Origin of the sequence: Halomonas sp. JB37 (assembly GCF_002332255.1) — a bacterium.
In the GTDB taxonomy this organism is placed as follows: domain Bacteria; phylum Pseudomonadota; class Gammaproteobacteria; order Pseudomonadales; family Halomonadaceae; genus Vreelandella; species Vreelandella casei.
In genome coordinates this window covers 1665560-1679349 of sequence record NZ_NRGW01000001.1, presented here as the reverse complement: position 1 = coordinate 1679349, position 13790 = coordinate 1665560, and the positions used below count along the sequence as shown (strand labels likewise).

The window sequence follows — 13790 nt, the reverse complement described above, 5'->3', positions numbered from 1 at the left end:
TAGCGAGCAGGTGGAAAGTGATTTAAGCCGGGCTGTTTTTCAGCGTCGCCATGTCGATCACAAAACGATAGCGTACATCGCCTTTTTCCATGCGCTCGAAGCCTTCATTAATCTTATGGATATCGAGCATTTCGATATCACAGGTAATGCCTTGCTCGGCGCAAAGTTTTAGCAGCTCTTCAGTTTCAGCGATACCGCCAATCAAAGAACCCGCCACAACGCGACGTTTAAAGACCAGATTGAACGCTTCAATAGCAGGCTCAATCGGCTCAAGTAAACCAACGATAATGTGCGTGCCGTCATACTTCAGCGATGTTAAGTAAGGATTTAGATCGTGCTGAACCGGGATGGTATCGAGCATGAAGTCGAAGCTTTCAGCCACGGCGTCCATCTGCCCCTGATCGCTAGAAACCACGACATGGTCCGCACCGTTGCGCTTCGCTTCTTCAACCTTTGCATCAGAGCGCGTAAATACCGTCACTTCAGCACCCAGCGCTTTCGCCAGCTTAACGCCCATATGGCCTAAGCCACCCATGCCAATCACGCCGACTTTATGGCCCTTTCCTACGCCGTGGTGCTTGAGCGGAGAATAGGTAGTGATGCCTGCACATAGAATCGGTGCCGCAGATGCCAGATCAATACCATCAGGCATTTGCAGTACAAAGTGCTCACTTACCACGATAGCGTCGGAATAGCCGCCCTGAGTCATGGTGCCGTCTTGGCGATCTTCACCGCCGTACGTCATGGTAAAGCCTTCCAGGCAGTACTGCTCTACGCCATCTTTACAGGCAGAACAGGTACGGCATGAATCTACCATGCAGCCTACGCCGACTAGATCGCCGGCTTTGAAGCGCACGACGCTGTCGCCAACGGACGTTACACGGCCGACAATTTCGTGGCCGGGAACAACGGGGTACTGACTCATGCCCCAATCGTTACGCGCAGAGTGCAGGTCGCTGTGGCAGACGCCGCAGTAAAGAATCTCAATCGACACATCGTCTGAGCGTGGCTGGCGACGTTCAAAAGTGAAAGGTGCTAGCGGCTTGTCGGCAGCAAACGCCGCATAGGAAAGTACTTGGGGTAGCGCTTGGCTCATCGGTGGATTCCTCATCGTCAAAACTTGTCCTTCAAGAACGGGCCTTCAAGACAGGGTCTTTAAAGTCGGCCATTATTATTGGCCTAATCAGAGAGGATAGCGATAAACAAAGCTACGCCATTTTTGCCTATTCCTACGCATGCGCGTAATTAAATAACAAAAACAACGCCGAAATCGTTATTATTATACAAAATCCACCATAAAGAGAGAGAAGTAATCATGCCCTCTACCGCCAAGGCAGGCAATGCGCTGGCTGATGTTATCCAGCCCCTCGTTGAGGGCGATGGCATGGCCGCAACACCTCTTCCTGGCGTGTCGTTACTCTGCCTCAGCCGCCATCAAGTGCGCACGCCACTGCTTTATGAGCCAAGCTTAATCATCATTGCGCAGGGACGTAAAACGGGCTATCTGGGCGATCGAGAAATCCATTACGATCCTGGTCATTACTTAGTGCAAACACTGCCGCTGCCGTTTGAATGTGAAACCTACGGCTCACCGCAATCTCCCTTGCTGGGCATATCCGTTCGACTTGATCCTGCACTATTAAGCGAGATGGTGACTGCCATGGGCGATATTGGTCATCATTCCCAGGCGCCGCTGCCAATGGCGTCTGTCGCCATGACGGAGGGCATGCAAAATGCCGTTCTTCGCTTAGCTCGCTCGTTACCAATACAGGTAGAGCGCAGCACGATGGGCAAAGCCCGCATTCGCGATGTAGTGTTTGAAGCACTGAAGGGCGAGCAAGGACCCGCACTGAGGGCGTTGGTATTAGGGCACGGCCATTACTCACGCATCGTGCAGGTGCTCTCGAAGCTGCATGCTAATGTTGCCGGTGAGTTTAGCGTGGAGCAGCTGGCCCAACAGGCCAATATGAGCGCATCGACGTTTCACCAGCACTTCAAGCAGATGACGCGCTCGTCACCCGCTCAGTACTTAAAAAGACTTCGCTTGATCAAAGCGCAGCAACTGCTCGTGCAGGATAATCATAATGTGAATCAAGCCGCTGCGGCCGTTGGATACCGCAGCGTTTCTCAGTTTAGCCGTGATTATAAGCGCTACTTTGGCGAACCGCCCTTGCAGCATCGCCGCCAAGAGCAGGCCTTACGGGCGTAAAACTGAACAGAGTGTTGATATACCGCTCGGAGCTTACTTCGCGAACACCTGGCTCATATCTTTGAATGCTTTGAACTCAAGCGCATTGCCGCACGGGTCGAGTAGGAACATGGTGGCCTGTTCGCCTACTTCACCCTTAAAGCGCACGTAAGGCTCGATTACAAACTGTGTATCGCGTGCTTTTAAACGCTCAGCCAGCGTTTCCCACTCGCTCCACGTTAAGATCACACCAAAGTGCGGCACTGGCACGTTGTGGCCATCAACGGGATTGGTATGCGCGCTCTCTTGGCCCGCCGTTTTGGGCTGCTCATGAATGACCAGCTGGTGGCCAAAGAAATTAAAGTCGACCCACTGCTCGCTGGAGCGCCCTTCTTCCAAGCCAAACACGTCATTATAAAAGGCTCTTGCAAGCGCTACGTCGTACACGGGAATTGCCAGGTGAAAAGGTGAAAGGCTCATGAGCATCTCCTAAATTTTTACGTTAGGTAAAATGGCTAGCGTCTTGCAAGGCCACGGTGTCATTATCCTAAGACGTGATATGCAAAAATAAAATCAATTGTTTTTTAACCAACCCACAAAAAGTATTTATGAATGATTCGTGAGCTCAAAACGTTGATTGCCGTTGCCCAGGAAGGCACCTTCGCAGCGGCAGGTAATAAAATAGGCCTGACGCAAGCCGCGATCAGCGCTCAGATGAAACGCTTGGAAAGCGCCCTTGGCGTGGCTTTATTCGAACGCAAAGGCCGCGTGGCGATACTGACTCAACGCGGCCAAGAAACGTTGCAGCAGGCCCACACGCTGCTTGCGCTTTATGGCACCTTAGGGGTTTCGCCCTCCGGTCAAGAGCTGAACACTCGCGTGAACATTGGCGCTATTGCCTCTATTCAGCGTACGTTTTTACCCGACATTTTGGCGAACTTTCATCGCCGATTTCCTGAATGCTGCACTCGGGTAGTCCCCGGTCTTTCCATGGCGTTAATGAACCAGGTCGATGCCGGTGAGCTAGATATGGCGGTGATCATTCGCCCGCCATTTTCGCTGCATAGCGATTTACGCTGGACGCCGCTTGCCCATGAGCCTTTTCGTTTAATAGTCCCGCGCCGACTACCGATTGAGCCTTGGCAACAGATGCTGGCTACTCACCCATTTGTGCGCTATGACCGCGCATCTTTTGGCGGCCGCCAGGTGGACCGCTTTTTAAGAGATAACCACTGCCATGTCCGCGAGGTATGCGAGGTTGATGAGTTAGATGCCATTGTGCAATTAGTGGCCAATGGGGTGGGCGTGGCGCTGGCCCCGCAGTCGGGAGCACTTAAACGCTGGCCTAAAGAAGTACGGGCTATTGATTTAGCCGAGCGGACGTTTCACCGCGACATTGGGCTCATCCACCGGGCTAGCGGGCATTTAAGTCCGCCCGCGGCTGCGCTCGCCGACTTAATTAACGATACCGCTCACATCATCGAGCAGCCCTCTCTCTAGCGCTGAAGCCTGACGTAAACAGCGCTTTAACAGTGATTGGCTAAGCTAAAAAAACCTAAAAAAAACGCCAGCCCAAAAGGGCTGGCGCATCTATACGTTAAACGCGTTAGAGCACACGCATTACGCGTCTGTCGTAACGTCTTGCTGCTCGGCGTCCTGTGCGTCGTTCATCTCAGCATCGTCCTCTTCAACGTCACCTTGAATCTCGTCTCCGGCGCCGTTGGGTTGAGGCTCAGCGTCGGTGTTTGCTTCTTCTTCCAACGCTTCATCGCTGCCATTGGCAGCGGCCAAGTTTGCTGGCTCGTCCAGCTCTAGGGTACTCGCAGTATAAGCACGCACCTCACTCAACAAGTCAGGATTTTCTGCGAGATGCTGGCCGTATGAAGGCACAATCTGGCGCAGAGCATCTTGCCATTCGCTACTTTCCATCTGTGCTGGGAAGGCCGTATCCAGCAAATTCAGCATAATAGAAGGTGCCGTCGAGGCGCCTGGCGAAGCTCCCATTAAGGCTGACATGGTGCCGTCAGCAGAGATGACAACCTCTGTACCAAACTGCAGGGTGCCACCGTCTTCGGGATCATCCTTGATAATTTGGACACGCTGCCCCGCTGTCCACAGCTCCCAATCATCTGGGTTGGCTTCTGGATAAAAGGCCTGCAAGGCTTCCATACGGTCGCCATCAGACATCAGCACCTGGCCAACCAAGTAGCGCACCAAGTTAAAGTTATCCAGGCCGACTTCCATCATTGGCCAAGTATTGTTGAACGTCATTGAGCCAAACAGGTCCGTCCAGGAGCCCTCTTTGAGGAACTTGCTTGAGAACGTCGCAAACGGGCCAAAGAACAACGCCGGTTCACCGTTAAGATTACGGTAGTCTAAATGCGGCACTGACATGGGCGGCGAGCCCTCACCGGCCTTTCCGTACACTTTAATTTGATGTTGAGCGACAACGTCAGGATTCGTGGTGTAAAGGAATTGACCACCTACCGGGAAGCCTGCATAAGCACTCGCTTCAGGGATACCCGATGCTTGGAGAAGCGGCAGCGCGGCGCCACCGGCACCAATGAAGACAAATCGAGCATCAACGCTGGTTTCATCGCCACTTTCTAAGTTTTTAACTGTTACATGCCATGAATCGTCGTCATTGCGCTCAAGCCCACGGACTTCACTGTTCAACGACAAAGTGAAATGCTCGTTGTCGCTCAGCGATTCAATCATCTGCTCTGTTTGGGCGCCGTAATTAACTTCTGTACCCATCTGCATTCGCGTTGCCGCAACGGGAGTGTTGTCATCACGGCCTGCCATCACGAGGGGCATCCACCCAGCGATCTCGTCACGATCTTCAGAGTATTCCATATCAGCATAAAGCGGATTTTGCACCATGCTGGCATGACGCTCGCGTAGGAACGCCACATCATCTTCACCCCAAACAAGTGCATGATGCGGAACGGTGTTGATGAAAGCGGTCGGATCACTCAAAACATCCTGGTCTACCTGATGCGCCCAGAATTGACGAGAAAGCTCGAACTGCTCGGTTACGTTGATCGCACGCTCAATTTCGACGTGATCGCCATCGCCCGGCGTATAATTCAGTTCCATAAAGGCGGAGTGGCCGCTGCCGGCGTTATTCCAAGCATTTGAGCTTTCTTGACCCACTTGATCAAGGCGCTCAAAAAGCTGGATATCCCACTCAGGCTCTAACTCTTGTAGATAGGTGCCGAGCGTGGCGCTCATAATACCGCCACCAATCAACACGACGTCAACAGGCTCATCGGCTGAAATGGGCATAGCCGCTAGCGCTAAAAGCGGCGAGCAGAGTAAAAGGTTAAAACGTTTTTGCATGTCATGCCCCTGGCGGTACATAAAGAACGTGCCGAAAAGATAGTCGCCCTTTATCGAGATAGGTATCATTTGTCGACGAAAGTCTAACAAAAATATGCCACATCAGAAACATATGGCATCACTTAAATGAAAACGGATGGAATTCAGCGTATGAAACCAGAAGACCTGGAAAAGCTAGTGACACGCACCATGCCTTTTGGAAAGCACGCGGGATGGCTCATTGCCGACCTACCTGGCCCTTACCTAAACTGGTTTGCTCGGGAGGGATTTCCTTCAGGTGAGATCGGCCAACTGCTACAGTTGATGCAGGAAATTGACCATAATGGCCTTAGTGAGCTGTTAGAGCCACTGCGCCAGAGACCCAGGCAGCGTCAAGATTGATGCTGGCTGCGTTCGCTGGCCGCTCGCTGAAACTCAGCGTGATACGCCACCTCATGCAGCGCACGATCAGCAGGAAAGCGCCCGAGTGCAACAGCTAGCTCAAAAAAGCCTGCTGCAGGCAACCCCTCGCCTCGCCGGCTAACCACTAATGCGGCCATGAACGGCTTATCTTGCGTAGCGTCTTCACGCATTAGCTGCTCAAGTGACTGAGTAACCTGGCCAATGGTGCGAGGCGGTGTTAGCGATAGTGCTGAAGCGACCTGCTGATAGGTCATAGGCAGTGCCTCACGCGGTGCGCTCACGAGCAATTCGCGCAGCGCTGTTTTTATAGCGGTCATAAAAATCTCATTGATGGCGCAGTTGCGTTAACAATAGCTGAAGACGATGTGATAAGGAGAAAACGTGACAACACGCCAAAAAACCTCTCACCCCAACCGTAGCCGCTGGCCAGGTGTGCTAGCAGGGTTAAGCATTGTACTGCTCGTCGTAGCAGCCATGATGATGGCCGGATCAGGCCCAGCATACCGCGGTGAACATATCTCGTTAAGTGAGGCGTTTATCTTACTACGCAACGGCGTTTATGCCGCTGGGGCGGCGGTTGCATTAAGCCTTGTGGCACTTCTCGTTAGCGCGATCAAACGCCGCTCCACGCCAGCCGTGATAGCAACACTCGTTATTTTTAGTGCGGCAGCGCTACTTTATGTGCCTTGGCAGCACTGGCAGCGTGCCCAGTCTCTACCCGCCATTCACGATATCACCACCGATATGCAAAATCCGCCTGCTTTTGAAGCACTAGCAAGCGCTCGCCAAGCAGCGCCTAATGCACTCGCTTATCCCGGCGAAGCAACCGCTCGGCAACAGCAAGCAGCTTATCCGGCGATCAAGCCTCTCCTTTTGAAAGCAACGCCTCAGGCAGTGCTGGCTGCGGCACAAGCAGAGGCAGAAGAAGCTGGCTGGCGAATCGCCAGGATTAGCGACGATCACATAGAGGCCACGGCAACGACACCTTGGTTTGGTTTTGAGGATGACGTTGTCATTCGCTTAACGGAACGCGAGAACGCTGTGCAGGTAGATATGCGCTCGGCATCGCGTATAGGTGCCAGCGATGTAGGTACCAACGCTGCGCGAATCCAAGCCTTTTTGGATGAATTAAAAGCTCGTCTTAACTGACGCTTTTACTGTACTGGGGCTGAGCCGGTGGCCACCTTCACACGCTATAATTTGTTCAGCGTCTAAGGTGGCGATGGGTACCTGATGCCGTGTAGGAATATCGACGGCAATCCATTATTACAGGGCAACTTCTTCAGCTACCGTTACTTAACCAATAGCAATAGAAAGTCTTTTCTAAGCAGGACGCTCAATAGCAAAGCGATCGCTGATACGAAGATAATCGCTGCCGGCTAATCGGCCCACGGGCTTGAGTTGCTCCATATCAACATGACGGCCGTCCCACAGTGCATCATCAATATGAATCGAGACCACCTGGGCAAGCACTAAGGTGCCTGCTAAGGGCTGGTCGCCAAATCGAATCATATCGAACAGCTTGCAGCCAAAAGCAACCGGGGCGTTGGCAATCCGGGGCACGCTCACACCGGGCATACTAGCTTTTTCTAATCCGGCCAGCGCAAACTCATCCTCGTCTGGTGGCACGCTTGCACTGGTGACGTTGAGTGCTTCGACTAGCGCCTCACTGCCCACGTGCACGACACATTCCGCGACGTCGTTTAAATTGCGAACCGTGTCTTTAAGTTCGCCACTACCGTCTAACAAAGGTGAAAATGCCAGCACAGGTGGATTGACGCTGGCTACGTTAAAAAAGGAAAACGGTGCCAAATTGGCATTGCCGTGTTTATCTTGAGTCGCGACCCAGGCAATAGGGCGTGGGCAAACAGTGCCAGACAGCAAGCGGTATATAACACCTGGACTTAATGGGGATTCATCTAGCAAGTAGTCGCTCATTTGTGGCTCACTCTTCAGTCGCTAAAATAGCTGCTGCCCAGCAGTTCTCATCATCTTGTGTGTAATTTAATAAGCCGAAAGCCAATATAGGCCTACGCTGGTCAAAAATCGAGCCTCGTTGCATACAGTAATCCCGGCATCGCTCACGGTCATTGGCAGCCATATCAAAAAGTAGGAGCTCAAAATGAAACTCGACCCAATGTCCTTGCGACTGTTTGTCCGGGTAGCAGAGACGGGCACTATTACGGGTGCTGCTGATGCAGAGTTCATTGCGACATCTGCGGTAAGCAAACGCCTAAGCGAACTAGAGACACATTTCAGCACGCCGCTACTACACCGCAACAACCGTGGCGTAGAGTTAACGCCCGCGGGAAATGCACTACTGCATTTATCGCGAGGCGTGCTGCATAACCTTGAAGACTTAGAGCTTCAGATGCGCGATTACACTAGCGGTGAACGGGGTATTATTCGCATTTTTGCCAATATGTCCGCCATCACTCAGTACTTACCTGGCGAGACGCAGGCATTTTTTGAAAAGCATCCCGATATCGGTGTGCAGCTCGAAGAGAAAGTTAGCCCGGTTATTACCCGTGAAATTATGGCAAATGGCGCCGATATTGGCATATGCGCAAAGCTGCCTCATGGCTATGACTTAGCAGAGTTGCCTTACCATACGGATGAGCTAGTGCTTGTCACGCCGTTAAATCACCCACTTGCCGATCGCGACGTCATCGATTTTCGCGATAGCCTTGAGCATGCCTATGTAGGTCTGCACTCATCAAGCGCCATCAATTTGCAGCTGTTGAAAGCGGCCAGTTTAGCTAATAGGCCATTACGGTTACGTATTCAGGTTACCAGTTACGACGCGCTATGTTTGATGGTTCAGGCAGGGTTAGGTATTGGCGTAGTTCCCCGAGGTGCTATTCGCCAATATGTTGGCGGGCTACAGGTGCGTGTACTGCCTATTCGAGATGACTGGGCAAAACGCCCACTGTGTATCTATGTCAACAATATAGAACGAACATCCATGGCCGCCAGGCTATTTATCGACCATCTTGTTGAATCTGCTAAATTTTCACAACCATCAAATCAAGCATAAAAGAGACAGAACAATGCGATGCTGCCAGGCATTTAGCACTCATACAGCGCCAGCCTTCTCGCTTTACGAAAGCAGGCTCATCAATCACCAATATCCAAGCGCACTGATAAAAGGTAATTATAGTCTTGGGATGGTTATGTATAATAAAGGCCGGCTGTCTCGCAAGCACAATTAAAAAGTGGCACTTAGCGCTTAAGCTAAGCGACTGAAGCTCAGAACGCTAACGCGCCATCACCGAATCGAACACTCCAAGACAATAAAAGCATCTCAATGCTTGAGGTAATAACAATGATTCCTTTCACGCTGAAAGCACGCTTACTCCTTCCTGCATCTATATTGGCCTTAGGCACGCTTTCTAGCCCTCTTGCTCAAGCACAAGATGCCTTAAATATGGGCGCGGTTCCTACTGGCACTGGCTGGTTCTTTGGTATTTCAGAGGGCGCACGGGTTATCAGTGCTAACACGCCTTATGAAATTACCGTGCGCGAAACCGGCGGCACGCGAGAAAATGCTATTCGCTTAGGGCGCAATGAGCTTGATCTTGCCTTCACCGAAGCCTTGGTAGGCTACGAGCAGTACAACGGTATTGGTCGGTTCGAAAGCACACCCAACGAAAACGTACGCCTTGTATACTGGATTGCTCCCTCCACAATGCACTGGGCCGTTCGTCAAGACGCCGACATCAAGAGTTTCGAAGAGCTCGCGGGCAAGCGCTTCAATCCCAGCAGTATTGGCGGCGGCGGCGAGTACATCACTGAGCTAGTGTTTGATATTTTAGGCGTAGAGCCTGACTTTCAGCGCATGCGTATTGATGATGCAGCCGAAGGGGTCATTGATGGTCGCTTGGTCGGTTTTAGTTATAACGGCATTCCCCCCATACCGGCTTTTACAGAAGTTCACTCCTCGCGCCCCTTACAGCTGCTTTCGCTGTCAGAAGAGCAGCTTGAAACTGTCACAACCGAGCTTCCTTTCTTATCGCCATCAATTATCCCTGCAGACACCTACCGCGGCATGGATGAGGCAACATCCTTGGGAATCTATATGGGCGTATCGGCCAATAGCTCTCTTGATGATGATATTGTTTATAACATCACCAAAGCTTATTGGGACAACCACGAACAGGTAGCGGCTTCTTTTGCTCCTGCCAAGGGAATGACCCCGCAAGACGTCATTGATAATGCCACCTTCCCGGTCCATGCGGGTGCGCTGCGCTATTACCAAGAGCTGGGCCTTGAAATCCCAGAAGACGTTATTCCTCCCGAAGCACGCTAATTTCTGCTGGCACCCGCAGGCGATTAATAGCCTGCGGATGTTTAAACATCCTCATATTTATACACGCCTGCAGTGGTTGCTAAAAGACACGTGAGCGTGGGAGTCATCCGATGGATACCCCTGGAAGCAATAAGATCGTTGAGAAGTACTCAGAAGACTCGGGCAAGCGCCAGCTTACGGGTGTCTGGTTTTTGGTGATGCGATCAATGGCAGTGGCGATGGCAGTTTTTCACCTTTATGCCGCCATAACGGGGGCCGTTAATACCCAAAATGCTATACACCTCTTGTTCGCTCTGCCGCTAATCTTTTTGGGCTACTCCTGCCGTGCGAAAGACAATCACCGCCTGCCTTGGTTTGATGTCATCCCTGTGATACTGGCAATCGCGGTTAGCGGTTACTACATCATGCAGTTTGATCGGATTATCTATGAGCTGGGTTACCTCATGCCGACCACCTATGATTTGGTGTTCGGGGTTCTGGCCATTTTACTTTTGCTTGAGGCCTGCCGTCGTGCCATCGGCCTTGCGTTTCCAATCCTGGTACTTATTGCGCTTTCCTATGCCTATTTTGGCAACTACCTACCCGGTGTATGGGGGCATGGAGGGTTTGGTTGGGCCGACTTAGTGGCCACTTTTTACATGAGCCCAACCGGGATTTACGGCAGTTTGATGCGCACTTCCTCAACGGTGATCGTGGTATTTATTATGTTTGGCGCGCTGCTGGTAACCACTGGCGGTGGCGATACATTTATGCGTTTATCTAATTCGCTGACTGGCGGCATGGCCGGAGGCCCCGCTAAAGCGGCCACTCTATGCAGTGCCCTATTTGGTAGTATCAGCGGCAGCACCGCTGCCAACGTAGCGACTACCGGCGTATTCACCATCCCCCTGATGAAAAAAAGCGGTTATAGCCCACGCTTCGCAGCAGCCACAGAGGCCTCTGCATCCACCGGCGGACAAATATTACCCCCTATCATGGGTGCCGCGGCCTTCGTCATGGCTGATGTTATTTCGGTGAGCTACCTAGAAATCATCGGTGCTGCCCTTATCCCCGCCCTACTTTTCTATCTAGCCATCTGGATGAGCGTTCACTTCGAAGCTAAGCGCCTTGGGCTAAACCCTATACCCAAAGACCAGCGCCCTACATTACGCGAGGGACTGTTCAACATTGAAACACTGCTGCTGCCGATCATTGTACTCATCGCCATGCTGGTGCTGCGCTATACCCCCACGACTGCCGCCGTCGCCGCTTATTTCACAGCACTACTAATTTACCTATTCTCCTGGCGCAGCCCCGGCAGCTTTACGGATCGCTTGAAGTCGATTCCCGCTGCCTTAGAAGCGGGTGCGATGACCGCTGCAATGATCGCCGTTATCATCGGTAGCGTTGCGATTATTGCATCCGTCATCAGCCTTACCGGCCTAGGGCTTAAAGTCTCATCTGTGATTCTCGTCGTCAGCGGCGGCGATGTATTAATCACACTACTGTTGGCAATGGTAGTGGCGATCATTCTCGGCATGGGGCTCCCTACCGTGGCAGCCTACATGCTGGCTGCGTCTGTTGTAGCGGCTGCGTTTATTGAGGCTGGCTTGCCCAGCCTTTCATCGCATCTATTCATTCTCTACTTTGCAATCCTTTCCGGCGTGACACCGCCCGTTGCGCTAGCGGCCTATATTGGCGGCGCTATCGCGGGTTCACACTGGTTTAAAACGGCCCTGACGGCGACCAAAATATCGCTCGGCGGCTTCTTAATTCCCTTTATGTTTATCTACCATCCACCTCTTTTAGGCGATGGAACCGTGCTTGAGATTGCCCTTGCCGTGGGTTCTGGCATTATCGGTATAGTGGCGCTTGCGGCATCAACGATTGGCTTCTTTTTACGCCCATGCAGTTGGCTCGAGCGTGGATTATTACTCACCGCTGCACTGATGCTGATTAATGGTCAAGTGATGACCGATATAGCAGGCATTGCACTGATTATCGGGCTTTTTGGGTGGCAATACCGATTAAATAGTACTGATAAAAACAGTACTGATAAAAATAGTACTGATGACGCCCGCGCCCCTCTGCCAAGCAAGGAGCTCTCGCAATGAACATTGTCATTCCAGACGATTATCAGGACTGTGTACGCAGCTTAGACGCCTTCAAGCAGTTAGAAGACCATGATGTGGCGATTTATCATGACACCCTTACCGACCTGGATGCGCTAAGCACGCGATTGAAGGCCGCAGAGGCACTCGTGCTTATTCGCGAACGCACGCCCATCACGGCGGCCCTACTTGAGCGCCTGCCCAACCTCAAAGTGATTAGCCAAACGGGCGGTGGCGCGGCGCATGTTGATATGGCGGCCTGCCGTCGCCACGGTGTGACCGTGATGGCGGGCACCGGCTCGCCTAACGCCGCGGCGGAATTAACCTGGGGACTTGTGCTAGCCGCGATGCGCAATATTCCCGCAGAGGTTGAAAACCTAAAAGCAGGCCGCTGGCAGCGTACGCTAGGCACGGGCCTCAAGGGACGCACGCTAGGTATTTTTGGCTATGGGAAAATTGGCAGTTTAGTCGCACGCTACGGTCAGGCGTTTGACATGGAAGTACTGGTATGGGGGCGAGAAAGCACCCGCCAGCGTGCTATTGAGGCTGGCCTTGACGTTGCCAAAAGCCAGGCGGATTTCTTCCAGCGCGCCGATGTATTAAGTCTTCACCTTCGTTTAAACGATGACACTCGGGGTATCGTCACCGCTGAATTACTCGCCCAAATGAAGCCAACGTCCCTACTGGTGAACACCAGCCGTTCTCAGCTACTGGCACCACAGGCGCTTGAACAGGCGCTGCGCGCCGGACGCCCAGGCCAGGCCGCGGTTGACGTCTTCGATACGGAGCCTGTCGTCACAAGCTCCCTGCTCGAATTGCCCAACTTAGTCGCCACACCGCACCTAGGCTACGTCGAAAAAGACAGCTATGAGCTCTACTTTGGCGATGCGTTTAGCAACCTACTGGCATATATCAATGGGCAGTCAGTCAATAATTTAGCTGGCTAGAGTCGGTTAGTATCATTCAGCCAATAAGCCCCGCCTCTGTGCCAATTGTGCTAGCCTTATAGGTTCATGAGTAACACAGAGGACATGAATGCTCACCATTTCTAGCGACGTTACCCTAGCTGATTGGGAGATTGGTATTAGCCAGATTCGTGCCCAAGGCGCTGGCGGCCAGAACGTCAACAAGGTCGCTTCAGCCGTACACTTGCGCTTCGACATTCTGAGCTCCACGCTGCCACCACTCTACAAAGAAAGGTTAATGGCGTTGTCCGACCAGCGCATTAGCAAAGAAGGCGTGGTGATTATTAAAGCCCAGAGCCATCGCAAGCTTGAGCTAAATAAAGAAGATGCACTGGCACGTTTAAGAGAGCTGATACGGAGTGCCACCAAACCGCAAAAAATTCGCCGTGCCACTAAGCCCACTAAAGGCTCACAACGCCGTCGGGTTGACCACAAAACCCGCAAAGGTAAAGTCAAATCGCTGCGCGGCAAAGTATCTGCCTCATAAGCCATCG

At 52.2% G+C, this 13790-nt stretch carries 14 protein-coding genes; 9 read left to right on the top strand and 5 right to left on the bottom strand.

Going from position 1 to position 13790, the window contains the following annotated elements:
* Positions 1–22 precede the first annotated feature (22 nt).
* Complete coding sequence (locus CIK78_RS07750) at positions 23–1096, bottom strand: NAD(P)-dependent alcohol dehydrogenase (RefSeq protein ID WP_096278801.1); 1074 nt, start codon at positions 1094–1096, stop codon at positions 23–25.
* Positions 1097–1315: 219 nt separating this feature from the next.
* Between CIK78_RS07750 and CIK78_RS07745 the strand changes: the two genes are divergently transcribed.
* A complete protein-coding gene (locus CIK78_RS07745; RefSeq protein WP_096278799.1) occupies positions 1316–2209 on the top strand; it encodes an AraC family transcriptional regulator in 894 nt (297 codons plus the stop codon).
* Between the two features lie 33 nt (positions 2210–2242).
* Here CIK78_RS07745 and CIK78_RS07740 read toward each other — a convergent pair whose 3' ends face one another.
* On the bottom strand, positions 2243–2668 hold the full coding sequence (locus CIK78_RS07740) for a VOC family protein (protein WP_096278797.1): 426 nt from the start codon (positions 2666–2668) through the stop codon (positions 2243–2245).
* A 132-nt stretch (positions 2669–2800) separates the two neighbouring features.
* Between CIK78_RS07740 and CIK78_RS07735 the strand changes: the two genes are divergently transcribed.
* Positions 2801–3688, top strand: a complete 888-nt coding sequence (locus CIK78_RS07735) for a LysR family transcriptional regulator (protein ID WP_096278795.1) — start codon at positions 2801–2803, stop codon at positions 3686–3688.
* Between the two features lie 120 nt (positions 3689–3808).
* Here the strand turns inward: CIK78_RS07735 and mqo are convergent, their stop codons facing one another.
* Positions 3809–5530 (bottom strand): malate dehydrogenase (quinone), encoded by a 1722-nt coding sequence (mqo, locus tag CIK78_RS07730; protein WP_096278793.1) that lies wholly within the window; start codon positions 5528–5530, stop codon positions 3809–3811.
* A 150-nt stretch (positions 5531–5680) separates the two neighbouring features.
* Between mqo and CIK78_RS07725 the strand changes: the two genes are divergently transcribed.
* Positions 5681–5911, top strand: a complete 231-nt coding sequence (locus tag CIK78_RS07725) for a DUF3820 family protein (protein WP_096282316.1) — start codon at positions 5681–5683, stop codon at positions 5909–5911.
* On the opposite strand, the gene CIK78_RS07720 is transcribed toward CIK78_RS07725, so the two are convergent.
* Entirely contained in the window at positions 5902–6249 is a 348-nt protein-coding gene (locus CIK78_RS07720; protein ID WP_096278791.1) for a hypothetical protein, read from the bottom strand. The two genes, CIK78_RS07725 and CIK78_RS07720, sit on opposite strands and share 10 nt — an antisense overlap.
* A 64-nt stretch (positions 6250–6313) precedes the next feature.
* On the opposite strand from CIK78_RS07720, the gene CIK78_RS07715 reads away from it, so the two are divergent.
* Positions 6314–7081, top strand: coding sequence for a DUF1499 domain-containing protein (locus CIK78_RS07715; protein WP_255249095.1), 768 nt, complete (start codon positions 6314–6316; stop codon positions 7079–7081).
* A gap of 174 nt (positions 7082–7255) precedes the next feature.
* On the opposite strand, the gene CIK78_RS07710 is transcribed toward CIK78_RS07715, so the two are convergent.
* On the bottom strand, positions 7256–7870 hold the full coding sequence (locus CIK78_RS07710) for a flavin reductase family protein (RefSeq protein ID WP_096278789.1): 615 nt from the start codon (positions 7868–7870) through the stop codon (positions 7256–7258).
* A 184-nt stretch (positions 7871–8054) separates the two neighbouring features.
* On the opposite strand from CIK78_RS07710, the gene CIK78_RS07705 reads away from it, so the two are divergent.
* From CIK78_RS07705 to arfB, 5 genes are all read left to right on the top strand, one after another.
* Positions 8055–8969, top strand: coding sequence for a LysR family transcriptional regulator (locus tag CIK78_RS07705; protein ID WP_096278787.1), 915 nt, complete (start codon positions 8055–8057; stop codon positions 8967–8969).
* A 288-nt stretch (positions 8970–9257) separates the two neighbouring features.
* The gene (locus CIK78_RS07700) at positions 9258–10241 is read left to right on the top strand and encodes a TAXI family TRAP transporter solute-binding subunit (protein ID WP_096278785.1); all 984 of its coding nucleotides are present in this window, start codon (positions 9258–9260) and stop codon (positions 10239–10241) included.
* A 110-nt stretch (positions 10242–10351) separates the two neighbouring features.
* Complete coding sequence (locus tag CIK78_RS07695) at positions 10352–12334, top strand: TRAP transporter fused permease subunit (protein WP_096278783.1); 1983 nt, start codon at positions 10352–10354, stop codon at positions 12332–12334.
* Positions 12331–13278, top strand: coding sequence for a D-2-hydroxyacid dehydrogenase family protein (locus CIK78_RS07690; protein WP_096278781.1), 948 nt, complete (start codon positions 12331–12333; stop codon positions 13276–13278). Before CIK78_RS07695 ends, CIK78_RS07690 begins: the two co-directional genes overlap by 4 nt.
* An 88-nt stretch (positions 13279–13366) precedes the next feature.
* Positions 13367–13783 (top strand): alternative ribosome rescue aminoacyl-tRNA hydrolase ArfB, encoded by a 417-nt coding sequence (gene arfB / locus CIK78_RS07685; RefSeq protein ID WP_096278779.1) that lies wholly within the window; start codon positions 13367–13369, stop codon positions 13781–13783.
* Positions 13784–13790 lie beyond the last annotated feature (7 nt).